Here is a 22,589-nt window from a genome sequence, read left to right as displayed (position 1 = left end):
AGCAGTATACGGAAAAAAAGCATGTTACAGGTATACCTTGTCCGCCACGGCGAAACGCAGTGGAACGCCGAGCGGCGTATTCAGGGCCAGTCTGACAGCCCGCTAACCGCAAAAGGTGAGCAACAGGCAATGCAGGTGGCGAACCGTGCCAAAGAACTTGGCATCACCCACATTATCAGTAGCGATTTAGGTCGCACCCGGCGTACAGCGGAAATCATCGCCCAGGCTTGCGGTTGTGACATCATCCTTGATCCCCGCCTGCGTGAGTTAAATATGGGGGTGCTGGAAAAAAGACATATTGATTCTCTGACCGAAGAAGAAGAGAACTGGCGTCGCCAGTTAGTGAATGGCACCGTTGACGGGCGTATTCCTGAAGGCGAGTCAATGCAGGAACTGAGCGATCGCGTCAATGCCGCACTGGAATCTTGTCGGGATTTACCGCAGGGAAGTCGACCGCTGCTGGTGAGTCACGGTATCGCGCTGGGGTGTCTGGTGAGTACCATTCTGGGCTTACCGGCGTGGGCAGAACGCCGTTTACGCCTGCGTAACTGTTCTATTTCGCGCGTGGATTATCAGGAAAGCCTGTGGCTGGCGTCTGGCTGGGTTGTTGAAACTGCAGGGGACATCTCGCATCTGGACGCCCCTGCATTAGATGAGTTACAGCGTTAACGACGCACTGGAATCAGCAGTTCGCAGCGCAGATTAATTGGGCGATCTCCCGCTTTGGCATCTTCTGCCGGGTAGTATCGCTCAATATCCTGACCTTTACGGCGTGTCAGGTTGAGCATTGGCATGCATGTTCCGTATACCGTCAGGATAAACTCCTGCACGCCTGTTCCCAGACCTTCGTAGGTAAACATCACATATTCGCCGCCTTGCAACATCACTGGATGCCCGGTTAATACATAGCCGTCAGCCTGATCCTGGGCTAACGCAGTGGTGTAGAACACCTCTTGTTCGTCGTCTTTATCCTGGCTTGGGCGCGTTTCATTCAGACCGTAAAGTACTGGCGGAATAGAAGGCGAGTTGCCGAGAAAATCATGCCAGAACTGGTAGCGCATTTCGTGGCGGAAATCAGAGATTTGCTCCAGCGAGCAGGAGTAGCTCTGGGTAACACCAATCAGCGGCGTATCTTCCAGGGTGACAAATTTGTGTTCTGGCATAGTGAATTCACCCAGACGTAGCGGTGGGCGAATGCCAAAAGCACTCCATTCCGGGGAACGACGGTACAGCGCAGGTGTTTGAGCAAATTGCTTTTTAAATGCGCGGGTAAATGTCTGTTGAGAGTCGAAGCGGTACTGCAGCGCAATATCCAGAATCGGGCGCGCGGTCAGGCGTAGTGCTACCGCTGATTTCGACAAACGACGAGCACGAATATACGCGCCAATAGCATGGCCAGTGACATCTTTAAACATTCTCTGTAAGTGCCACTTGGAATAACCTGCTTTCGCCGCTACATTGTCGAGCGACAGGGGCTGATCCAGATGACCTTCCAGCCAGATTAAAAGGTCGCGAATAATGCCGGCCTGATCCATAAAATTTCCTCATCCTTTCAACAACGAGCACCTGACATCAGGTAATTGGATAATAGCATTTTTTGTTGTTTTAGCATTCAGTGTTTTTTTCTTAGTAGAGTATGTTTCAGGTCTTTACGGGAATAAAAGTATTGAGATTTTGTTCTTAATCAATATGTTATTTACCGTGACGAACTAATTGCTTAATGTAACTTATAAAAATGGTAACAATATGAAATACAAGCATTTGATCCTATCTTTAAGCCTGATAATGCTGGGGCCGTTGGCACATGCGGAAGAAATTGGTTCGGTTGATACCGTATTTAAAATGATCGGCCCGGATCACAAAATTGTCGTAGAAGCCTTCGACGATCCCGATGTAAAAAATGTCACCTGCTATGTGAGCCGGGCGAAAACGGGCGGTATTAAAGGCGGATTGGGGCTGGCGGAAGATACTTCCGACGCGGCTATTTCCTGCCAGCAAGTCGGACCGATTGAACTGTCAGAACGCATTAAAAACGGCAAAGCCCAGGGCGAAGTGGTATTCAAGAAACGTACATCGCTGGTCTTTAAGTCGTTACAGGTCGTGCGCTTCTATGATGCCAAACGCAATGCGCTCGCCTATCTGGCTTACTCCGACAAAGTTGTCGATGGTTCACCGAAAAATGCCATCAGCGCCGTCCCTGTCATGCCGTGGCGACAATAACAGAGGCGATTTATGCAACGGGAAACGGTCTGGTTAGTAGAAGACGAGCAAGGGATAGCCGACACGCTGGTCTACATGTTGCAGCAGGAAGGTTTTGCCGTCGACGTTTTTGAGCGGGGCTTGCCGGTGCTCGATAAAGCGCGCCAGCGGGTTCCCGACGTTATTATTCTCGATGTTGGTCTGCCTGATATCAGCGGTTTTGAATTATGCCGCCAGTTGCTGGCGATCCATCCGGCGTTGTCTGTGCTGTTCCTGACGGCCCGTAGTGAAGAGGTCGATCGTCTGCTTGGGCTGGAAATTGGTGCTGACGACTACGTGGCTAAACCGTTTTCACCTCGCGAAGTGTGCGCCAGAGTGCGCACCTTGCTGCGTCGGGTGAAGAAATTTTCTACGCCGCCTCCCGTCATCCGTATTGGTCATTTTGAACTGAATGAACCTGCGGCGCAGATAAGCTGGTTTGACACGCCATTAACGCTGACGCGATACGAGTTTTTATTGCTGAAAACGTTACTCAAGTCGCCAGGCCGCGTCTGGTCACGCCAGCAATTGATGGATAGTGTCTGGGAAGACGCGCAGGACACTTACGATCGCACCGTCGATACCCACATTAAAACGCTGCGTGCCAAGCTGCGCTGCATCAATCCCGAGCTTTCACCGATTAATACCCACCGCGGCATGGGATACAGCCTGAGGAGTCTGTAATGCGCATCGGCATGCGACTGTTGCTGGGCTATTTTTTACTGGTAGCAGTGGCTGCCTGGTTCGTGCTGGCTATTTTTGTCAAAGAAGTTAAACCGGGCGTGCGAAGGGCGACGGAAGGGACGTTGATCGACACCGCAACGTTGCTGGCGGAGCTGGCGCGCCCTGATTTGCTCTCTGGCGATCCTGCGCATGGGCAATTGGCACAGGCGTTTGACCAACTACAAAATCGCCCGTTTCGCGCCAATATCGGCGGCATTCACAAAGTGCGCAACGAATACCATGTTTATATGACTGATGCACAGGGCAAAGTTTTGTTCGACTCGGCAAATAAAGCCGTTGGGCAGGATTACTCACGCTGGAATGATGTCTGGCTAACGTTGCGCGGTCAGTATGGCGCGCGCAGTACGTTGCAAAATCCCGCCGATCCCGAAAGTTCTGTGATGTATGTTGCTGCCCCCATTATGGACGGCTCGCGGCTTATTGGTGTTTTGAGCGTAGGCAAACCGAACGCGGCGATGGCACCGGTGATTAAACGCAGCGAGCGGCGAATATTATGGGCGAGCGGCATTTTGCTGGGAATTGCACTGGTGATTGGTGCCGGAATGGTTTGGTGGATCAACCGCTCCATTGCCCGACTCACCCGTTATGCTGATTCCGTCACCGATAATAAACCCGTTCCGCTCCCTGATCTTGGCAGCAGCGAGTTGCGTAAGTTAGCGCAGGCGTTGGAAAGTATGCGCGTGAAGCTGGAAGGGAAAAACTATATTGAGCAGTATGTCTACGCGTTAACCCATGAGCTGAAAAGTCCGTTGGCGGCAATTCGTGGCGCGGCGGAAATCTTACGCGAAGGACCGCCACCGGAAGTGGTAGCCCGTTTTACCGACAATATTTTGACACAAAACGCGAGAATGCAGGCGCTGGTTGAAACGCTACTACGCCAGGCAAGACTGGAAAATCGTCAGGAGGTCGTTCTTTCTGCGGTTGATGTGGCGGCATTATTTCTCCGCGTCAGCGAAGCGCGCACCGTACAGTTGGCAGAAAAAAATATCACTCTGAATGTTATGCCCATCGAGGTTAACGTTGTTGCTGAACCGGCGTTGCTGGAACAGGCGCTGGGGAATTTACTGGATAACGCCATCGATTTTACCCCCGAGCATGGCTGTATAACGCTTAGTGCTGAGGTGGATCAGGAGCAAGTTACGCTTAACGTGCAGGATACCGGTAGCGGCATTCCTGACTACGCGCTGTCGCGTATTTTTGAACGCTTTTACTCTTTGCCGCGCGAGAATGGACAAAAAAGCAGTGGGTTGGGACTGGCGTTTGTCAGCGAAGTTGCCCGTTTGCTTAATGGTGAAGTCACACTGCGCAACGTGCCGCAAGGCGGCGTGCTGGCCTCGCTCCGACTTCACCTGCACTTCACATAACTTCAAATTCTTCCCACATAGTCTTCATACACTGCAGCCATTGCAAAGGAGAAGACTATGTTGAAATCCCCCCTGTTCTGGAAAATGGCCACTTTGTTTGGTGCCGTGTTGCTGCTGTTAATTCCATTAATGTTGATTCGGCAGGTGATTGTCGAACGTGCCGATTACCGTAGTGATGTTGAGGATGCAATTCGTCAAAGCACCAGTGGGTCGCAAAAGTTGGTCGGGCCGCTCATCGCTATCCCTGTAACTGAGCTTTATACGGTGCAGGAAGAAGAAAAAACCGTGGAGCGGAAACGAAGTTTTATCCATTTCTGGTTACCTGAGTCGTTGATGGTTGATGGCAATCAGAACGTGGAAGAACGGAAGATAGGCATTTATACCGGTCAGGTCTGGCACAGTGATTTAACGCTAAAAGCCGATTTTGACGTTTCGCGTCTTAGCGAACTCAACGCGCCCAATATCACCTTAGGCAAGCCGTTTATTGTGATTAGTGTAGGTGATGCGCGTGGCATTGGGGTGGTGAAAGCACCTGAACTTAACGGAACGACGCTGACCATTGAACCCGGAACAGGGTTAGAGCAAGGCGGGCAGGGCGTGCATATTCCTTTAACCGAAGGGAACTGGCTGAAGCAGAACCTGAAGCTGAATATGGCGCTGAATTTAAGCGGAACAAGGAGCCTTTCCGTGGTGCCGACGGGGCGTAATAGCGAATTGACCTTAACCAGTAACTGGCCGCACCCCAGTTTTTTAGGTGATTTTTTGCCCGCAAAACGGGAGGTCAGCGAGACCGGTTTTCAGGCGCAATGGCAAAGTAGTTGGTTTGCCAATAACCTCGGTGAGCGTTTTGCTTCAGGCAATAATACCCGTTGGGACAATTTCCCGGCGTTTAGCGTCGCAGCCACTACGCCAGCCGATCAGTATCAATTAACGGACCGGGCGACCAAATACGCCATTTTGCTCATTGCGCTGACTTTTATGGCCTTCTTTGTTTTTGAAATGCTAACCGCACAACGTTTACACCCAATGCAATATTTGCTGGTGGGGCTGTCATTGGTGATGTTTTATTTACTCTTGCTGGCGTTTTCTGAACATACCGGTTTTACCGTGGCCTGGATAATCGCCAGCCTGATAGGGGCGTTAATGAACGGTGTTTACTTGCAGGCGGTATTAAAAGGTTGGCGCAACAGCATGTTGTTTACCCTGGCTTTGTTGTTGCTGGATGGCGTGATGTGGGGACTGCTGAATTCTGCCGATAGCGCGCTGTTGTTGGGGACGAGTGTGTTGGTGGTGGCGCTGGCAGGTATGATGTTTGTGACTCGCAATATCGACTGGTATGCGTTTTCAATGCCGAAAATGAAAATCAGTAAAGAAGTCACAACGGACGATGAGTTACGTATCTGGAAATAATGTTGGCTAATAAAAACGGCGCTAAAAAGCGCCGTTTTTTTGACGGTGGTAAAGCCGATTAATCTTCCAGATCACCGCAGAAGCGATAACCTTCACCGTGAATGGTGGCGATGATTTCCGGCGTATCCGGCGTAGATTCGAAATGTTTACGAATACGACGGATCGTCACGTCTACAGTACGGTCGTGTGGTTTCAGCTCACGGCCGGTCATTTTCTTCAGCAGTTCAGCACGGGACTGAATTTTGCCAGGGTTTTCACAGAAGTGAAGCATGGCGCGGAACTCGCTGCGCGGCAGTTTGTACTGCTCGCCATCAGGGCCGATCAACGAACGGCTGTTGATGTCCAGTTCCCAACCATTGAACTTGTAGCTTTCAACGCTACGGCGTTCTTCGCTGACAGTACCCAGATTCATGGTACGAGACAGCAGGTTGCGTGCACGGATAGTCAGTTCACGCGGGTTAAACGGTTTGGTGATGTAGTCATCTGCACCGATTTCGAGGCCGAGAATTTTATCGACTTCGTTGTCACGGCCAGTCAGGAACATCAACGCAACATTCGCCTGCTCGCGCAGTTCACGCGCTAACAGAAGACCGTTCTTACCCGGCAGATTGATATCCATGATCACCAGGTTGATGTCATATTCAGAGAGGATCTGATGCATTTCCGCGCCATCTGTCGCTTCGAAAACATCATAGCCTTCCGCTTCGAAAATACTTTTCAACGTGTTGCGTGTTACCAACTCGTCTTCAACGATAAGAATGTGCGGGGTCTGCATGTTTGCTACCTAAATTGCCAACTAAATCGAAACAGGAAGTACAAAAGTCCCTGACCTGCCTGATACATGCTGCAAATTAACATGATCGGCGTAACATGACTAAAGTACGTAATTGCGTTCTTGATGCACTTTCCATCAACGTCAACAACATCATTAGCTTGGTCGTGGGTACTTTCCCTCAGGACCCGACAGTGTCAAAAACGGCTGTCATCCTAACCATTTTAACAGCGACATAACAGGCTAAGACGTGCCGGACACCCAATAAAACTACGCTTCGTTGACATATATCAAGTTCAATTGTAGCACGTTAACAGTTTGATGAAATCATCGTATCCAAATGCTAGCTTTCGTCACATTATTTTAATAATCCAACTAGTTGCATCATACAACTAATAAACGTGGTGAATCCAATTGTCGAGATTTATTTTTTATAAAATTATCCTAAGTAAACAGAAAGATATGTAGCGTTTTTTAACAATTAAATGGTTAGTACAGTCAGGAAATAGTTTAGCTTTTTTTAAGTTAAGTAAAGGGCTTTTTCTGCGACTTGCGTTAATATTTTGTAAATTCTCTCCGCGCAGTAAGTTGACATTCATCACCCTGTTCGCGGTTATTTGGTCAAGAAGAGTAGCAACATGCGTATAACGATTATTCTGGTCGCACCCGCCAGAGCAGAAAATATAGGTGCAGCGGCGCGGGCAATGAAAACAATGGGATTTAGCGAACTGCGCATTGTCGATAGCCAGGCCCATCTGGAGCCAGCCACCCGCTGGGTTGCACATGGCTCCGGTGATATTATTGATAATATTAAAGTTTTTCCAACACTGGCTGAATCTTTACACGATGTCGACTTTACTGTCGCCACCACTGCGCGTAGCCGGGCGAAATATCATTACTATGCGACGCCGGTGGAACTGGTGCCGTTGTTGGAGGAAAAATCGACGTGGATGAATCATGTGGCGTTGGTATTTGGCCGGGAAGATTCCGGTCTGACAAACGAAGAACTGGCGCTGGCTGATATTCTTACTGGCGTGCCGATGGTGGCAGATTACCCTTCGCTTAATCTGGGGCAGGCGGTGATGGTTTATTGCTATCAATTAGCAACATTAATACAACAACCGACGAAAAGTGACGCAACGGCAGACCAACATCAACTGCGTGCTTTACGCGAACGAGTCATGTCATTGTTAACGACGTTAGCGGTGGCAGATGACACAAAACTGATCGACTGGTTACAACAACGCCTGGGACTTTTAGAGCAACGAGACACCGCAATGTTGCACCGTTTGCTGCATGATATTGAAAAAAAATATCACCAAATAAAAAACTGTAGGGAATGTTATCTTTAGGTTTTAATTCTGACTGCAACGGGAAATATGTCTCAGTGTGGATTAAAAAAAGAGCACTTGCCAGCAGCTTATGGACGGGTAGCCTTCCGTGAGTAAATTAAAATTTTATTGACTTAGGTCACTAAATACTTTAACCAATATAGGCATAGCGCACAGACAGATAAAAATTACAGAGTACACAACATCCATGAAACGCATCAGCACCACCATTACCACCACCATCACCATTACCACAGGTAACGGTGCGGGCTGACGCGTACAGGAAACACAGAAAAAAGCCCGCACCTGACAGTGCGGGCTTTTTTTTCGACCAAAGGTAACGAGGTAACAACCATGCGAGTGTTGAAGTTCGGCGGTACATCAGTGGCAAATGCAGAACGTTTTCTGCGGGTTGCCGATATTCTGGAGAGCAATGCCAGGCAGGGGCAGGTGGCTACCGTCCTCTCTGCCCCCGCCAAAATTACCAACCATCTGGTGGCGATGATTGAAAAAACCATTAGCGGCCAGGATGCTTTACCCAATATCAGCGATGCCGAACGTATTTTTGCCGAACTTCTGACTGGACTCGCCGCCGCCCAGCCGGGATTCCCGCTGGCGCAACTGAAAACGTTTGTCGATCAAGAATTTGCCCAAATTAAGCATGTCCTGCACGGTATTAGCCTGCTGGGACAATGTCCGGACAGCATCAACGCTGCGCTTATCTGCCGTGGTGAAAAAATGTCGATCGCTATTATGGCCGGTGTACTGGAAGCGCGCGGTCACAACGTTACCGTTATCGATCCGGTCGAAAAACTGCTGGCAGTCGGTCATTACCTCGAATCTACCGTCGATATTGCCGAATCTACCCGCCGTATTGCTGCAAGCCGCATTCCGGCTGACCACATGGTGCTGATGGCTGGTTTCACCGCCGGTAATGAAAAAGGCGAACTGGTGGTGCTGGGGCGCAATGGTTCCGACTACTCCGCTGCGGTACTGGCTGCTTGTTTACGCGCCGATTGCTGCGAGATCTGGACGGACGTTGACGGTGTTTATACCTGCGACCCGCGTCAGGTGCCCGATGCGAGGTTGTTGAAGTCGATGTCCTATCAGGAAGCGATGGAGCTTTCTTACTTCGGCGCTAAAGTTCTTCATCCTCGCACCATTACCCCTATCGCCCAGTTCCAGATCCCTTGCCTGATTAAAAACACCGGAAACCCACAAGCGCCCGGTACGCTTATTGGCGCCAGCCGTGACGAAGACGAACTACCGGTAAAAGGGATTTCCAATCTGAATAATATGGCGATGTTCAGCGTTTCCGGTCCAGGAATGAAGGGGATGGTTGGCATGGCGGCGCGTGTGTTTGCTGCAATGTCACGTGCCAGAATTTCGGTGGTGCTGATTACCCAATCGTCTTCCGAATACAGTATCAGTTTCTGCGTTCCACAAAGCGACTGTGCACGCGCTGAACGGGCGATGCAGGAAGAGTTCTACCTTGAACTAAAAGAAGGTTTACTGGAGCCGCTGGCGGTCACTGAACGACTGGCAATAATTTCGGTGGTGGGTGATGGTATGCGCACTTTGCGCGGGATCTCAGCGAAATTCTTTGCCGCGCTGGCTCGCGCCAATATCAATATTGTCGCCATTGCCCAAGGGTCTTCTGAACGCTCAATCTCCGTGGTGGTAAATAACGATGACGCGACGACGGGGGGGCGTGTAACCCACCAGATGCTGTTCAATACCGATCAGGTTATCGAAGTCTTTGTGATTGGCGTCGGTGGCGTTGGCGGTGCGCTGCTGGAGCAACTGAAGCGTCAGCAAAGCTGGCTGAAGAACAAACATATCGACTTACGTGTCTGCGGCGTTGCCAACTCGAAGGCGTTGCTGACCAATGTGCATGGCCTTAACCTGGAAAACTGGCAGGAAGAACTGGCGCAAGCCAAAGAGCCGTTTAATCTCGGGCGTTTAATTCGCCTGGTGAAAGAATATCATCTGTTGAACCCGGTGATTGTCGACTGCACCTCCAGCCAGGCGGTGGCGGATCAATATGCCGACTTCCTGCGTGAAGGTTTCCACGTGGTGACGCCGAATAAAAAGGCCAACACCTCGTCGATGGATTACTACCATCAGTTGCGTTACGCGGCGGAAAAATCACGGCGTAAATTCCTCTACGACACCAATGTCGGTGCGGGATTGCCGGTTATTGAGAACCTGCAAAACTTGCTCAGCGCTGGCGATGAATTGATGAAATTCTCCGGCATTCTTTCTGGCTCGCTCTCGTTTATCTTCGGCAAGTTAGATGAAGGTATGAGCTTCTCTGAAGCGACCACGCTGGCGCGGGAAATGGGTTATACCGAACCGGATCCGCGAGATGACCTGTCCGGTATGGATGTGGCGCGTAAGCTGTTGATTCTCGCCCGTGAAACCGGGCGTGAACTGGAACTGGCGGATATTGAAATCGAACCTGTGCTGCCAGCCGGGTTTAACGCTGAGGGTGATGTTGCGGCTTTTATGGCGAACCTGTCACAGCTTGACGATCTCTTTGCCGCACGCGTGGCGAAGGCTCGTGATGAAGGCAAAGTTTTGCGCTATGTTGGCAACATTGATGAAGATGGTGTCTGCCGCGTGAAGATTGCTGAAGTGGATGGTAACGATCCGCTGTTCAAAGTGAAAAACGGCGAAAACGCATTAGCCTTCTATAGCCACTATTATCAGCCGCTGCCGCTGGTTTTGCGCGGTTACGGCGCGGGCAATGATGTTACGGCTGCCGGTGTCTTTGCCGATCTGCTACGCACCCTCTCATGGAAGTTAGGAGTCTGAAATGGTTAAAGTTTATGCTCCGGCTTCCAGTGCCAATATGAGCGTCGGGTTTGATGTACTCGGCGCGGCGGTAACGCCTGTTGATGGCGAATTGCTTGGGGATGTGGTGACGGTTGAGGCGGCAGAGGCATTCAGTCTCAACAACCTCGGACAGTTTGCCGACAAACTACCGTCAGAACCGCGAGAAAATATCGTTTATCAGTGCTGGGAGCGTTTTTGTCAGGAACTGGGCAAGCAAATTCCAGTGGCGATGACCCTGGAAAAGAATATGCCGATCGGTTCTGGCTTAGGTTCCAGCGCCTGTTCAGTGGTCGCGGCACTGGTCGCGATGAATGAGCACTGTGGCAAGCCGCTCAACGATACCCGCCTGTTGGCCTTGATGGGCGAGCTGGAAGGGCGTATTTCTGGCAGCATTCATTACGACAATGTGGCTCCGTGCTTTCTTGGCGGTATGCAGTTGATGATCGAAGAAAACGGCATCATCAGCCAGCAGGTGCCGGGGTTTGATGAGTGGTTGTGGGTGCTGGCGTATCCGGGGATTAAAGTCTCGACGGCAGAAGCTCGGGCTATTTTACCGGCGCAGTACCGCCGTCAGGATTGCATTGCTCACGGGCGGCATCTGGCGGGCTTCATTCACGCCTGCTATTCCCGTCAGCCTGAGCTTGCCGCGAAGCTGATGAAAGATGTTATCGCTGAACCCTACCGTGAACGTTTACTGCCGGGCTTCAGGCAGGCACGGCAGGCGGTAGCGGAAATCGGCGCAGTAGCGAGCGGTATCTCCGGCTCTGGCCCGACCTTGTTCGCTCTGTGTGACAAGCCGGATACCGCCCAACGCGTTGCTGACTGGTTGGGTAAGAACTACCTGCAAAATCAGGAAGGTTTTGTTCATATTTGCCGGCTGGATACGGCGGGCGCACGAGTACTGGAAAACTAAATGAAACTCTACAATCTGAAAGATCACAACGAACAGGTCAGCTTTGCGCAAGCCGTAACGCAGGGGTTGGGTAAAAATCAGGGGCTATTTTTTCCGCACGATCTACCGGAATTTAGTCTGACCGAAATTGATGAGATGCTGAAGCTGGATTTCGTTACCCGCAGCGCGAAGATCCTCTCAGCGTTTATTGGTGATGAGATCCCGCAGGACGCACTGGAAGAGCGCGTGCGTGCAGCGTTTGCATTCCCGGCTCCGGTTGCCAAAGTTACAAGCGATGTCGGTTGCCTGGAACTGTTCCACGGGCCAACGCTGGCATTTAAAGATTTCGGCGGTCGCTTTATGGCGCAAATGCTGACTCATATTGCGGGCGATAAACCGGTGACTATTCTGACCGCGACCTCCGGCGATACCGGGGCGGCAGTGGCTCACGCGTTCTATGGTTTACCGAATGTAAAAGTGGTTATCCTCTATCCGCGCGGCAAAATCAGCCCACTGCAAGAAAAACTGTTCTGTACATTAGGTGGCAACATTGAAACTGTCGCTATCGACGGCGATTTCGATGCCTGTCAGGCACTGGTGAAGCAGGCGTTTGATGATGAAGAGCTGAAAGTGGCGCTTGGGCTGAACTCAGCTAACTCCATTAATATCAGCCGGTTGCTGGCGCAGATTTGCTACTACTTTGAGGCTGTGGCGCAGTTGCCGCAGGAGGCGCGGAACCAGTTGGTTGTCTCGGTGCCAAGCGGTAACTTCGGTGATTTAACTGCAGGCCTGCTGGCAAAATCTCTCGGTCTGCCGGTGAAGCGTTTTATCGCTGCCACTAACGTTAACGATACAGTGCCGCGTTTCCTGCACGACGGGCAGTGGTCGCCAAAAGCCACCCAGGCGACATTATCCAATGCGATGGATGTTAGCCAGCCGAATAACTGGCCGCGTGTGGAAGAGTTGTTCCGCCGCAAAATTTGGCAATTGAAGGAGTTGGGCTATGCGGCGGTGGATGATGAATCGACCCGGCAGACGATGCGCGAATTAAAAGATCTGGGATATACCTCAGAACCGCATGCTGCCGTGGCTTACCGTGCGCTGCGTGACCAGCTTCACCCAGGCGAATATGGTCTGTTCCTCGGCACCGCGCATCCGGCGAAATTTAAAGAGAGCGTGGAGGTAATTCTTGGTGAAACGCTGGAGCTGCCAAAAGAGCTGGCAGAACGTGCTGATTTACCGCTGCTTTCTCATAATCTGCCCGCTGATTTTGCCGCGCTGCGCAAGCTGATGATGAATCATAAGTAGTATCCATTAATTTCCTGAAAATGGCCGGGCTTGCGTTTATGCAGTTCGGCTTTTTTGTGGAGAAAATATGAGAAAAATCGACAGAAAAAAAGAGAAATTTTTAATAAATTCGGTAACTTAGCTCTTTTAATTGTAAAGAATGACAACGGGGATTCTTTTACCGTAAGCTCCGGATATCGGCCCATAACTGGCAATGATAAAAGGAGTCACCTGTGAAAAAGATGCAATCTATCCTGCTCGCACTTTCCCTGATTCTGGTCGCTCCTATGGCAGCGCAGGCAGAGGAAATAATGCTAGTACCATCAGTGAAATTACAGATTGGCGATCGCGATCATCGCGGTTACTACTGGGATGGCGGTTACTGGCGTGACCATAACTGGTGGTATAGAAATTACGAATGGCGAGATAATCGCTGGCACCCACACGGATCGCAGCCGCACCATAATTGGTATAATGATCATCGAAACGATCACGGCGGCGAGCATCGTCCAGGTCCGGACAGACACCATCGGTAAACATAACTGCCGGATGACCTCCGGCATTTGAGCCTGATGGCAAACGCAAAATTGCCTGATGCGCTACACTTATCAGGCCTACGTGATCTCTACAATATATTGAATCTGCATGCTTTTGTAGGCCGGGTAAGGCGTTTACGCCGTATCCGGCATTTACCGCAAACTTAACGCAGCTCGTAGCGTTTAAACACCAGTTCGCTATTGCTGGAGGTGGCTTCATCAAAGAAGTAACCTTCACGATTAAAGCCAGTCAGTTGTTCTGGTTTGGTCAGGCGATTCTCAATAATAAAACGACTCATCAGGCCGCGCGCTTTCTTAGCGTAGAAACTAATAACCTTAAACTTGCCGTTCTTCTCATCGAGGAACACCGGCTTGATAATCTCAGCATTCAGTTTCTTCGGTTTCACTGATTTAAAATACTCATCTGACGCCAGGTTAATTACTACCTGATCGCCTTGCGCTTCGAGCGCCTCGTTCAGCTTGTTGGTGATCACATCACCCCAGAATTGGTACAGATCTTTGCCCCGGGCGTTCTCAAGACGGATCCCCATTTCCAGACGGTATGGCTGCATTAAATCGAGTGGACGCAGTACGCCATACAAACCGGAAAGCATACGCAGATGCTGCTGGGCAAAAGCGAAATCTTCTTCGCTGAAGGTTTCGGCCTGCAAACCGGTATAGACATCGCCTTTGAACGCCAGAATCGCCTGCCGGGCATTCTCCGGCGTGAAATCTGGCTGCCAGTCATGAAAGCGAGCGGCGTTGATACCCGCCAGTTTGTCGCTGATATGCATCAGCGTGCTAATCTGCGGGGGGGGCAGCTTCCGCGCTTCGTGAATAAGCTGCTGTGAGTGATCTAACAGCTCCGGCAACGTATAGCGCGTGGTAGCCAACGGGCTTTGATAATCAAGCGTTTTCGCAGGTGAAATCAGAATCAGCATATCCAGTCCTTGCAGGAAATTTACAGCGACTGTAGCAAAAAATGCGGATGAATTGATCGATAGTTGTGATTAGTCCTGCGAAACATCATCCCACGTATCAGGTGCGAGTTGCTGGCCGATGTCCGGGTAGCGCAGCGGATCAAACATCGGGCGTATGCCGAGTTTACGCTGGCGCAGATAATCACTGGCAATGGTATGCACTACCGGAGAGAGCAGCAAAATAGCGGTCAGATTAGTGATCGCCATACACGCCATAATAATATCAGCCAGTTGCCACATCATGGGGAGGCTAAGTAGCGTGCCACCAATCACGGTGGCAAAGATGCAGATACGCAGACACCAGATCGCTTTAGTGTTGTTCATACGTAAAAAGAAAAGGTTATTTTCCGCATAAATGTAATTGGCGACGATAGAGCTGAAGGCAAACAGAATCACCACTATTGTGACAAACTCTGCCCCCCAGGAACCCATTAGTGCTCGCATCGCTTTCTGGAGAAGCTGAATACCCTCCAGCGGCATATAGGTTGTACCGTTTCCGGCCAGCAATATTAGCATGGCGCTTGCCGTGCAGATGACCAGGGTGTCGATAAAAATGCCGATCATCTGAACAATACCTTGTGCTGCCGGATGCGGCGGCCAGGATGCTGCTGCCGCCGCTGCATTTGGTGTCGACCCCATTCCCGCCTCATTAGAAAACATACTGCGCTGAAAGCCGTTCGTAACTGCCTGGCTCAGGGTGTAACCCGCGGTGCCGCCTACCGCTTCCTGCCAGCCAAAGGCGCTGTCAAAAATAGACCAAATGATGTGAGGAAGTTGCTCGATATTCATCGCACAAATAATCAGACTGGCGAGTACCCAAATTAATGCCATTACAGGGACAAACCATTGCATCAGTCGGGCGACACCATAAATACCGTGGGTTATCGCCAACAGGGCAAAGACAGCGAGTATGATGCCCGTTACTAATGGTGGAACATCAAACGCAAAATGCATCGCGTGGGCGACGGCGTTTGCCTGAACACCGCTGAAAATCAATCCGTAGGCGATGAGCAAAAAGATAGCGAATAGCACGCCCATCCAGCGCATCCCCAATCCACGCGCCATATACCATGCCGGACCACCGCGAAACTGCCCATTAGCGTCACGTTCTTTATAAAGTTGGGCAAGGGAACATTCGGCAAAAGAGGTCGCCATGCCGATAAACGCGGCAATCCACATCCAGAAGATGGCACCGGGTCCACCGGCAGTAATGGCCAGCGCAACACCGGCGAGGTTACCGCTGCCGACGCGCGCGGCAAGACTGGTACACAGTGACTGAAAAGACGTTAAGCCCCCCGGTTGTGGATGAACGCTATTTTTGAGACTTTTGCCAAACTGGCGAATGTAGCGAAACTGAACGAATCTGGTGCGAAAAGTGAACCAGCAACCTGCGCCGAAGAGCAGGTAGATCATCACTGATCCCCATAGAACACTGTTAATAAAAGAGAAAAAGTCAGGCATTCGTATCCCTCTTGTCGCCGGCACGCGGTTACATTCCTGTGTAAACGTTACCAATTGATTAAGAATTATATACGATGTGCATTGGTAGATAACGCTTGTGTAGCATACTTGAGTTTTTGCTTAAAAATGGCGAGCGATATCAACGCAGTGTCAGAAAACCTAAACAGTCTCGCCTGGCGATAACCCTCTCGTCTGCGGTTGCGCTGTCGTTGCGTCGTGATATCATCAGGGCAGACCGGTTACATCCCCCTAACAAGCTGTTTAAAGAGAAATACTATCATGACGGACAAATTGACCTCCCTTCGTCAGTACACCACTGTAGTGGCCGACACTGGGGACATCGCGGCAATGAAGCTGTATCAACCGCAGGATGCCACAACCAACCCTTCTCTCATTCTTAACGCAGCGCAGATTCCGGAATACCGCAAGTTGATTGATGATGCTGTCGCATGGGCGAAACAGCAGAGCAACGATCGCGCACAGCAAATCGTGGACGCGACTGACAAACTGGCAGTAAACATTGGTCTGGAAATCCTGAAACTGGTTCCTGGCCGTATCTCAACTGAAGTTGATGCACGTCTTTCCTATGACACCGAAGCGTCAATTGCAAAAGCAAAACGTCTGATCAAGCTCTACAACGATGCGGGTATCAGCAACGATCGTATTCTGATCAAACTGGCGTCTACCTGGCAGGGTATCCGTGCTGCTGAACAGCTAGAAAAAGAAGGTATCAACTGTAACCTGACTCTGCTGTTTTCCTTCGCCCAGGCGCGTGCTTGTGCAGAAGCTGGCGTATTCCTGATCTCTCCGTTTGTTGGCCGTATTCTTGACTGGTACAAAGCCAATACCGACAAGAAAGAGTACGCTCCGGCAGAAGATCCTGGCGTGGTTTCTGTATCGGAAATCTACCAGTACTACAAAGAGCATGGTTATGAAACCGTGGTTATGGGCGCAAGCTTCCGTAACATCGGTGAAATTCTGGAACTGGCAGGTTGCGACCGCCTGACCATTGCTCCGGCACTGCTGAAAGAACTGGCAGAGAGCGAAGGGGCTATTGAACGTAAACTGTCCTACACTGGCGAAGTGAAAGCGCGTCCGGCACGTATCACTGAGTCCGAGTTCCTGTGGCAGCACAACCAGGATCCAATGGCTGTAGATAAACTGGCGGAAGGTATCCGTAAGTTTGCTGTTGACCAGGAAAAACTGGAAAAAATGATCGGCGCTCTGCTGTAATCATTCTTAGCGTGGCCGGGAAGTCGGTCACGCTACCTCTTCTGAAGCCTGTCTGTCACTCCCTTCGCAGTGTATCATTCTGTTTAACGAGACTGTTTAAACGGAAAAATCTTGATGAATACTTTACGTATCGGCTTAGTTTCCATTTCTGATCGCGCGTCCAGCGGCGTTTATCAGGATAAAGGCATTCCTGCACTGGAAGAGTGGCTGGCATCGGCGCTGACGACGCCATTTGAGCTGGAAACCCGTTTAATCCCTGATGAGCAGGCGATCATTGAGCAAACCTTGTGTGAGCTGGTGGACGAAATGAGTTGCCATCTGGTGCTGACAACCGGCGGTACTGGCCCCGCGCGCCGTGACGTGACACCCGATGCAACGTTGGCAGTAGCCGATCGCGAGATGCCGGGTTTTGGCGAACAGATGCGCCAGATTAGCCTGCATTTTGTACCAACCGCGATCCTTTCGCGGCAGGTGGGCGTGATTCGTAAACAGGCATTGATTCTTAATTTGCCCGGTCAGCCGAAGTCCATCAAAGAGACGCTGGAAGGCGTGAAGGATGGCGAGGGCAATGTCGTGGTGCACGGTATTTTTGCCAGTGTGCCGTACTGCATTCAGTTGCTGGAAGGACCATACGTTGAAACGGCACCTGAAGTGGTAGCGGCATTCAGACCGAAGAGTGCAAGACGTGAAGTTAGCGAATAAAAAAATCCCCCCAGGCGGGGGGATCAGACTGATGACAAACGCAAAACTGCCTGATGCGCTACGCTTATCAGGCTTACGATCTTCCTGCAATATATTGAATTTGCATGATTATGTAGGCCGGATAAGGCGTTCACGCCGCATCCGGCATGAATAAAGCGCACGCTGATATCCCCCGTGCGGGGGATATCAAGCAATTAGTGGGATTCACCAATTGGCAGAACGGTGCGACCAAACTGCTCGTTCAGCACTTCACCCATTGCCAGGTAGATCGCGCTGGCACCGCAGATCAGACCTATCCAGCCTGCGAAGTGGATGATCGCAGCGTTACCGGCAATGTTACCAATAGCCAGTAGGGCAAACAGCACGGTCAGGCTGAAGAAAACGAATTGCAGAACGCGTGCACCTTTCAGCGTGCCGAAGAACATAAACAGCGTAAACACGCCCCACAGCCCCAGATAAACACCGAGGAACTGCGCATTCGGCGCGTCGGTCAGACCCAGTTTCGGCATCAGCAGAATCGCAACCAGCGTCAGCCAAAAAGAGCCGTAAGAAGTGAAGGCAGTTAAGCCGAAAGTGTTGCCTTTTTTATACTCCAGCAGACCGGCAAAAATTTGCGCGATACCGCCGTAGAAGATGCCCATGGCGAGAATAATACCGTCCAGAGCGAAATAACCCACGTTGTGCAGGTTAAGCAGAATGGTGGTCATGCCGAAGCCCATCAGGCCCAGCGGTGCCGGGTTAGCCAACTTAGTGTTGCCCATAATTCCTCAAAAATCATCATCGAATGAATGGTGAAATAATTTCCCTGAATAACTGTAGTGTTTTCGGGGCGCGGCATAATAATCAGCCAGTGGGGCAGTGTCTATGATCTTTTGATGGGAAAATGAAAATTTTCCCCGGTATCAGGTATCACACTTGAGTGGTGTTAACTATTCGCCGCAGGAAGGCGATTTGTAGTAGTGCCGGGATCGTGACGCGAAGGACGCTACCGCTGACGGCTTTAACCCCATTTAATGCTGCGCCACAGGCCTCCCTGACTCGCTTTAAAAGTCGCTTAACTGTAAATCGCCATGATCGGCGGTGAGTTGTATGTGTTTTACAACGCGGCAAACGGGGCATTGCAGTGCGGGATCGTTAGTTTCATTACGCGTCATGGCAATGACGTCGAGGATTTTATGGTCGTTAGCCTGCGCGGCACAGCACAACATAAGGCCAATAGCCAGGCTGACAGAAATCGTAAAAACAGATTTCATAAGGATTCTCCTTGTGGGGAGCACCAGGAGGACAAATAGCGACTGGTTTGTTGGCAGAGAAAACATGACGCATGAACGTAATATGTTATTTTTATTACAATTTTTTGGTGATAATTTTGTGTTGAATTCATCCTTTATAGGAATTAAATTCCAGTCCGTTTCTCGTCTTCTTCCGCCATATCGCGAAATTTCTGCGCAAAAGCACAAAAAATTTTTGCATCTCCCCCTTGATGACGTGGGTTACGACCCCATTTAGTAGTCAACCGCAGTGAGTGAGTCTGCAAAAAAATGAAATTGGGCAGTTGAAACCAGACGTTTCGCCCCTATTACAGACTCACAACCACATGATGACCGAATATATAGTGGAGACGTTTAGATGGGTAAAATAATTGGTATCGACTTGGGTACTACCAACTCTTGTGTAGCGATTATGGATGGCACCACTCCTCGTGTGCTGGAGAACGCCGAAGGCGATCGCACCACGCCTTCTATCATTGCCTATACCCAGGATGGTGAAACTCTGGTTGGTCAGCCGGCTAAACGTCAGGCAGTGACGAACCCGCAAAACACCCTGTTTGCGATTAAACGCCTGATTGGCCGCCGTTTCCAGGACGAAGAAGTACAGCGTGATGTTTCCATCATGCCGTTCAAAATTATTGCTGCTGATAACGGCGACGCATGGGTCGAAGTTAAAGGCCAGAAAATGGCACCGCCGCAGATTTCTGCCGAAGTGCTGAAAAAAATGAAGAAAACTGCAGAAGATTACCTGGGTGAACCGGTAACTGAAGCAGTTATCACCGTACCGGCATACTTTAACGATGCTCAGCGTCAGGCAACCAAAGACGCAGGCCGTATCGCTGGTCTGGAAGTAAAACGTATCATCAACGAACCGACCGCTGCTGCACTGGCTTACGGTCTGGACAAAGGTACAGGCAACCGTACTATCGCTGTTTATGACCTTGGTGGTGGTACTTTCGATATTTCCATTATCGAAATCGACGAAGTTGACGGTGAAAAAACCTTCGAAGTTCTGGCAACCAACGGTGATACCCACCTGGGTGGTGAAGACTTCGACAGCCGCCTGATCAACTACCTGGTTGAAGAATTCAAGAAAGATCAGGGCATTGACCTGCGTAACGATCCGCTGGCAATGCAGCGTCTGAAAGAAGCGGCAGAAAAAGCGAAAATCGAGCTGTCTTCTGCTCAGCAGACCGACGTTAACCTGCCGTACATCACTGCAGACGCGACCGGTCCGAAACACATGAACATCAAAGTGACTCGTGCAAAACTGGAAAGCTTGGTAGAAGACCTGGTGAACCGTTCCATCGAGCCGCTGAAAGTTGCTCTGCAGGACGCGGGCCTGTCCGTATCTGATATCGACGATGTTATCCTCGTTGGTGGTCAGACTCGTATGCCAATGGTTCAGAAGAAAGTTGCTGAATTCTTTGGTAAAGAGCCGCGTAAAGACGTTAACCCGGACGAAGCTGTGGCAATCGGTGCTGCCGTTCAGGGTGGTGTACTGACTGGCGACGTGAAAGACGTACTGCTGCTGGACGTTACCCCGCTGTCTCTGGGTATCGAAACCATGGGCGGTGTGATGACGACGCTGATCGCGAAAAACACCACTATCCCGACCAAGCACAGCCAGGTGTTCTCTACCGCTGAAGACAACCAGTCTGCAGTAACCATCCACGTGCTGCAGGGTGAACGTAAACGTGCGGCTGATAACAAATCTCTGGGTCAGTTCAACCTGGATGGTATCAACCCGGCACCGCGCGGTATGCCGCAGATCGAAGTTACCTTCGATATCGATGCTGACGGTATCCTGCACGTTTCTGCGAAAGACAAAAACAGCGGTAAAGAGCAGAAGATCACCATTAAGGCTTCTTCTGGTCTGAACGAAGATGAAATCCAGAAAATGGTACGCGACGCTGAAGCTAACGCCGAAGCAGACCGTAAGTTTGAAGAGCTGGTACAGACTCGCAACCAGGGCGACCATCTGCTGCACAGCACCCGTAAGCAGGTTGAAGAAGCAGGCGACAAACTGCCGGCTGACGACAAAACTGCCATCGAGTCTGCGCTGACTGCGCTGGAAACTGCTCTGAAAGGTGAAGACAAAGCCGCTATCGAAGCGAAAATGCAGGAACTGGCACAGGTTTCCCAGAAACTGATGGAAATCGCCCAGCAGCAACATGCCCAGCAGCAGACTGCCGGTGCTGATGCTTCTGCAAACAACGCGAAAGATGACGATGTTGTCGACGCTGAATTCGAAGAAGTCAAAGACAAAAAATAATCGCCCTATAAACGGGTAATTATACTGACACGGGCGAAGGGGATTTTCCTCTCCGCCCGTGCATTCATCTAGGGGCAAATTAAAAAAGATGGCTAAGCAAGATTATTACGAGATTTTAGGCGTTTCCAAAACTGCGGAAGAGCGTGAAATCAAAAAGGCCTATAAACGCCTGGCCATGAAATATCACCCGGACCGTAACCAGGGTGACAAAGAGGCCGAGGCGAAATTTAAAGAGATCAAGGAAGCTTATGAAGTTCTGACCGATTCGCAAAAACGTGCGGCATACGATCAGTATGGTCATGCGGCGTTTGAGCAAGGCGGCATGGGCGGCGGCGGTTTTGGCGGCGGCGCAGACTTCAGCGATATTTTTGGTGACGTTTTTGGCGATATTTTTGGCGGCGGACGTGGTCGTCAACGTGCGGCGCGTGGTGCTGATTTACGCTATAACATGGAGCTCACCCTCGAAGAAGCTGTACGTGGCGTGACCAAAGAGATCCGCATTCCGACTCTGGAAGAGTGTGACGTTTGCCACGGTAGCGGTGCAAAACCGGGTACGCAACCGCAGACCTGTCCGACCTGTCATGGTTCTGGTCAAGTGCAGATGCGCCAGGGGTTCTTTGCCGTGCAGCAGACCTGTCCATACTGTCAGGGCCGAGGTACGCTGATCAAAGATCCGTGCAACAAATGTCATGGTCATGGTCGTGTTGAGCGTAGCAAAACGCTGTCCGTTAAAATCCCGGCAGGGGTGGACACTGGAGACCGCATCCGTCTTGCGGGCGAAGGTGAAGCGGGCGAGCACGGCGCACCAGCAGGCGATCTGTACGTTCAGGTTCAGGTTAAACAGCACCCGATTTTCGAACGTGAAGGTAACAACCTGTATTGCGAAGTGCCGATCAACTTCGCGATGGCCGCACTTGGTGGTGAAATCGAAGTGCCGACCCTCGATGGTCGCGTCAAACTGAAAGTGCCTGGAGAAACCCAGACCGGTAAGCTGTTCCGCATGCGTGGTAAAGGCGTGAAGTCTGTCCGCGGCGGTGCGCAGGGGGATTTACTGTGCCGCGTCGTGGTCGAAACACCGGTAGGTCTGAACGAGAAGCAGAAACAACTGCTGCAAGATCTGCAAGAAAGCTTCGGAGGCCCAACCGGCGAGCACAACAGCCCGCGTTCGAAGAGTTTCTTCGACGGCGTGAAGAAGTTTTTTGACGACCTGACTCGCTAATTTCCTGAAAAGCCTACCCGTGGGCAGGCTTGGGTA

21 protein-coding genes, 2 pseudogenes and 1 other annotated feature are annotated in these 22,589 nt (G+C 50.8%); of the genes and pseudogenes, 16 read left to right on the top strand and 7 right to left on the bottom strand.

Annotated elements, in window-relative coordinates; all coding sequences use genetic code 11:
* Nucleotides 1–21: 21 nt before the first annotated feature.
* Nucleotides 22–669, top strand: coding sequence for a 2,3-diphosphoglycerate-dependent phosphoglycerate mutase GpmB (gene gpmB, locus C1192_RS13000; RefSeq protein ID WP_016249587.1), 648 nt, complete (start codon nt 22–24; stop codon nt 667–669).
* Here the strand turns inward: gpmB and robA are convergent.
* Nucleotides 666–1,535, bottom strand: coding sequence for an MDR efflux pump AcrAB transcriptional activator RobA (gene robA, locus C1192_RS12995; RefSeq protein WP_000371670.1), 870 nt, complete (start codon nt 1,533–1,535; stop codon nt 666–668). The genes gpmB and robA overlap by 4 nt on opposite strands.
* 211 nt (nt 1,536–1,746) lie before the next feature.
* Between robA and creA the strand changes: the two genes are divergently transcribed.
* Genes creA through creD form a run of 4 tightly spaced genes read left to right on the top strand, consistent with a single transcriptional unit; the run spans nt 1,747 to nt 5,756 of the window.
* Nucleotides 1,747–2,220: a protein CreA gene (creA, locus tag C1192_RS12990; RefSeq protein WP_000875488.1), complete on the top strand. Its 474-nt coding sequence runs from the start codon at nt 1,747–1,749 to the stop codon at nt 2,218–2,220.
* A gap of 12 nt (nt 2,221–2,232) precedes the next feature.
* Nucleotides 2,233–2,922, top strand: a complete 690-nt coding sequence (gene creB / locus C1192_RS12985; protein WP_038354923.1) for a two-component system response regulator CreB — start codon at nt 2,233–2,235, stop codon at nt 2,920–2,922.
* Nucleotides 2,922–4,346: a two-component system sensor histidine kinase CreC gene (gene creC, locus C1192_RS12980; protein ID WP_016249588.1), complete on the top strand. Its 1,425-nt coding sequence runs from the start codon at nt 2,922–2,924 to the stop codon at nt 4,344–4,346. Before creB ends, creC begins: the two co-directional genes overlap by 1 nt.
* Nucleotides 4,347–4,403: 57 nt before the next feature.
* A complete protein-coding gene (creD, locus tag C1192_RS12975; protein ID WP_038354924.1) occupies nt 4,404–5,756 on the top strand; it encodes a cell envelope integrity protein CreD in 1,353 nt (450 codons plus the stop codon).
* A gap of 58 nt (nt 5,757–5,814) precedes the next feature.
* Here the strand turns inward: creD and arcA are convergent, their stop codons facing one another.
* On the bottom strand, nt 5,815–6,531 hold the full coding sequence (gene arcA / locus C1192_RS12970) for a two-component system response regulator ArcA (RefSeq protein ID WP_001194358.1): 717 nt from the start codon (nt 6,529–6,531) through the stop codon (nt 5,815–5,817).
* 95 nt (nt 6,532–6,626) lie between these two features.
* Between arcA and yjjY the strand changes: the two genes are divergently transcribed.
* From yjjY to C1192_RS12935, 7 genes are all read left to right on the top strand, one after another.
* Nucleotides 6,627–6,767 carry a YjjY family protein gene (gene yjjY / locus C1192_RS12965; protein WP_001303782.1) on the top strand — a complete coding sequence of 47 codons (141 nt, stop codon included), beginning with the start codon at nt 6,627–6,629 and terminating at the stop codon, nt 6,765–6,767.
* A gap of 399 nt (nt 6,768–7,166) precedes the next feature.
* Nucleotides 7,167–7,880 carry a tRNA/rRNA methyltransferase gene (locus C1192_RS12960; protein ID WP_052463027.1) on the top strand — a complete coding sequence of 238 codons (714 nt, stop codon included), beginning with the start codon at nt 7,167–7,169 and terminating at the stop codon, nt 7,878–7,880.
* A 187-nt stretch (nt 7,881–8,067) separates the two neighbouring features.
* Nucleotides 8,068–8,133, top strand: coding sequence for a thr operon leader peptide (gene thrL, locus C1192_RS12955; RefSeq protein WP_001386572.1), 66 nt, complete (start codon nt 8,068–8,070; stop codon nt 8,131–8,133).
* Nucleotides 8,069–8,188 (top strand) — a sequence feature (Thr leader region). (Overlaps the previous gene by 65 nt.)
* 25 nt (nt 8,189–8,213) lie before the next feature.
* Entirely contained in the window at nt 8,214–10,676 is a 2,463-nt protein-coding gene (thrA, locus tag C1192_RS12950; protein ID WP_038354985.1) for a bifunctional aspartate kinase/homoserine dehydrogenase I, read from the top strand.
* A 1-nt stretch (nt 10,677) separates the two neighbouring features.
* A complete protein-coding gene (thrB, locus tag C1192_RS12945) occupies nt 10,678–11,610 on the top strand; it encodes a homoserine kinase (RefSeq protein WP_016249590.1) in 933 nt (310 codons plus the stop codon).
* Nucleotides 11,611–12,897 (top strand): threonine synthase, encoded by a 1,287-nt coding sequence (gene thrC / locus C1192_RS12940; protein WP_000781035.1) that lies wholly within the window; start codon nt 11,611–11,613, stop codon nt 12,895–12,897. It begins immediately after the preceding gene.
* Between the two features lie 212 nt (nt 12,898–13,109).
* Nucleotides 13,110–13,412: a DUF2502 domain-containing protein gene (locus C1192_RS12935; RefSeq protein WP_052463029.1), complete on the top strand. Its 303-nt coding sequence runs from the start codon at nt 13,110–13,112 to the stop codon at nt 13,410–13,412.
* Nucleotides 13,413–13,576: 164 nt separating this feature from the next.
* Here C1192_RS12935 and yaaA read toward each other — a convergent pair whose 3' ends face one another.
* Both yaaA and C1192_RS12925 read right to left on the bottom strand, forming a co-directional pair.
* The gene (yaaA, locus tag C1192_RS12930; RefSeq protein WP_038354926.1) at nt 13,577–14,353 is read right to left on the bottom strand and encodes a peroxide stress protein YaaA; all 777 of its coding nucleotides are present in this window, start codon (nt 14,351–14,353) and stop codon (nt 13,577–13,579) included.
* 69 nt (nt 14,354–14,422) lie between these two features.
* A complete protein-coding gene (locus C1192_RS12925; protein ID WP_038354927.1) occupies nt 14,423–15,853 on the bottom strand; it encodes an alanine/glycine:cation symporter family protein in 1,431 nt (476 codons plus the stop codon).
* 279 nt (nt 15,854–16,132) lie between these two features.
* Here C1192_RS12925 and tal point away from each other — a divergent pair, with 279 nt between their 5' ends.
* Together tal and mog are read left to right on the top strand one after the other, a co-directional pair.
* Nucleotides 16,133–17,086, top strand: coding sequence for a transaldolase (gene tal / locus C1192_RS12920; protein WP_000130186.1), 954 nt, complete (start codon nt 16,133–16,135; stop codon nt 17,084–17,086).
* Between the two features lie 114 nt (nt 17,087–17,200).
* On the top strand, nt 17,201–17,788 hold the full coding sequence (gene mog, locus C1192_RS12915) for a molybdopterin adenylyltransferase (RefSeq protein ID WP_001517716.1): 588 nt from the start codon (nt 17,201–17,203) through the stop codon (nt 17,786–17,788).
* A gap of 194 nt (nt 17,789–17,982) precedes the next feature.
* Here mog and satP read toward each other — a convergent pair whose 3' ends face one another.
* From satP to C1192_RS12905, 3 genes and pseudogenes are all read right to left on the bottom strand, one after another.
* Nucleotides 17,983–18,549: an acetate uptake transporter gene (gene satP, locus C1192_RS12910; protein ID WP_000528538.1), complete on the bottom strand. Its 567-nt coding sequence runs from the start codon at nt 18,547–18,549 to the stop codon at nt 17,983–17,985.
* A 148-nt stretch (nt 18,550–18,697) separates the two neighbouring features.
* Nucleotides 18,698–18,811, bottom strand: a pseudogene (locus C1192_RS25695) (hypothetical protein); the annotation flags it as partial.
* 29 nt (nt 18,812–18,840) lie between these two features.
* Nucleotides 18,841–19,041, bottom strand: a pseudogene (locus C1192_RS12905) (DUF2541 family protein); the annotation flags it as partial.
* Between the two features lie 376 nt (nt 19,042–19,417).
* Here C1192_RS12905 and dnaK point away from each other — a divergent pair.
* Nucleotides 19,418–21,334: a molecular chaperone DnaK gene (gene dnaK, locus C1192_RS12900; protein WP_000516135.1), complete on the top strand. Its 1,917-nt coding sequence runs from the start codon at nt 19,418–19,420 to the stop codon at nt 21,332–21,334.
* A gap of 88 nt (nt 21,335–21,422) precedes the next feature.
* Entirely contained in the window at nt 21,423–22,553 is a 1,131-nt protein-coding gene (gene dnaJ, locus C1192_RS12895; protein WP_038354928.1) for a molecular chaperone DnaJ, read from the top strand.
* The last annotated feature ends 36 nt before the right edge of the window (nt 22,554–22,589 follow it).

This window comes from Escherichia marmotae, assembly GCF_002900365.1.
Lineage (GTDB): Bacteria > Pseudomonadota > Gammaproteobacteria > Enterobacterales > Enterobacteriaceae > Escherichia > Escherichia marmotae.
The sequence above is the reverse complement of the archived record's forward strand: the minus strand, read 5'-3'. Positions and strand labels throughout refer to the sequence as shown.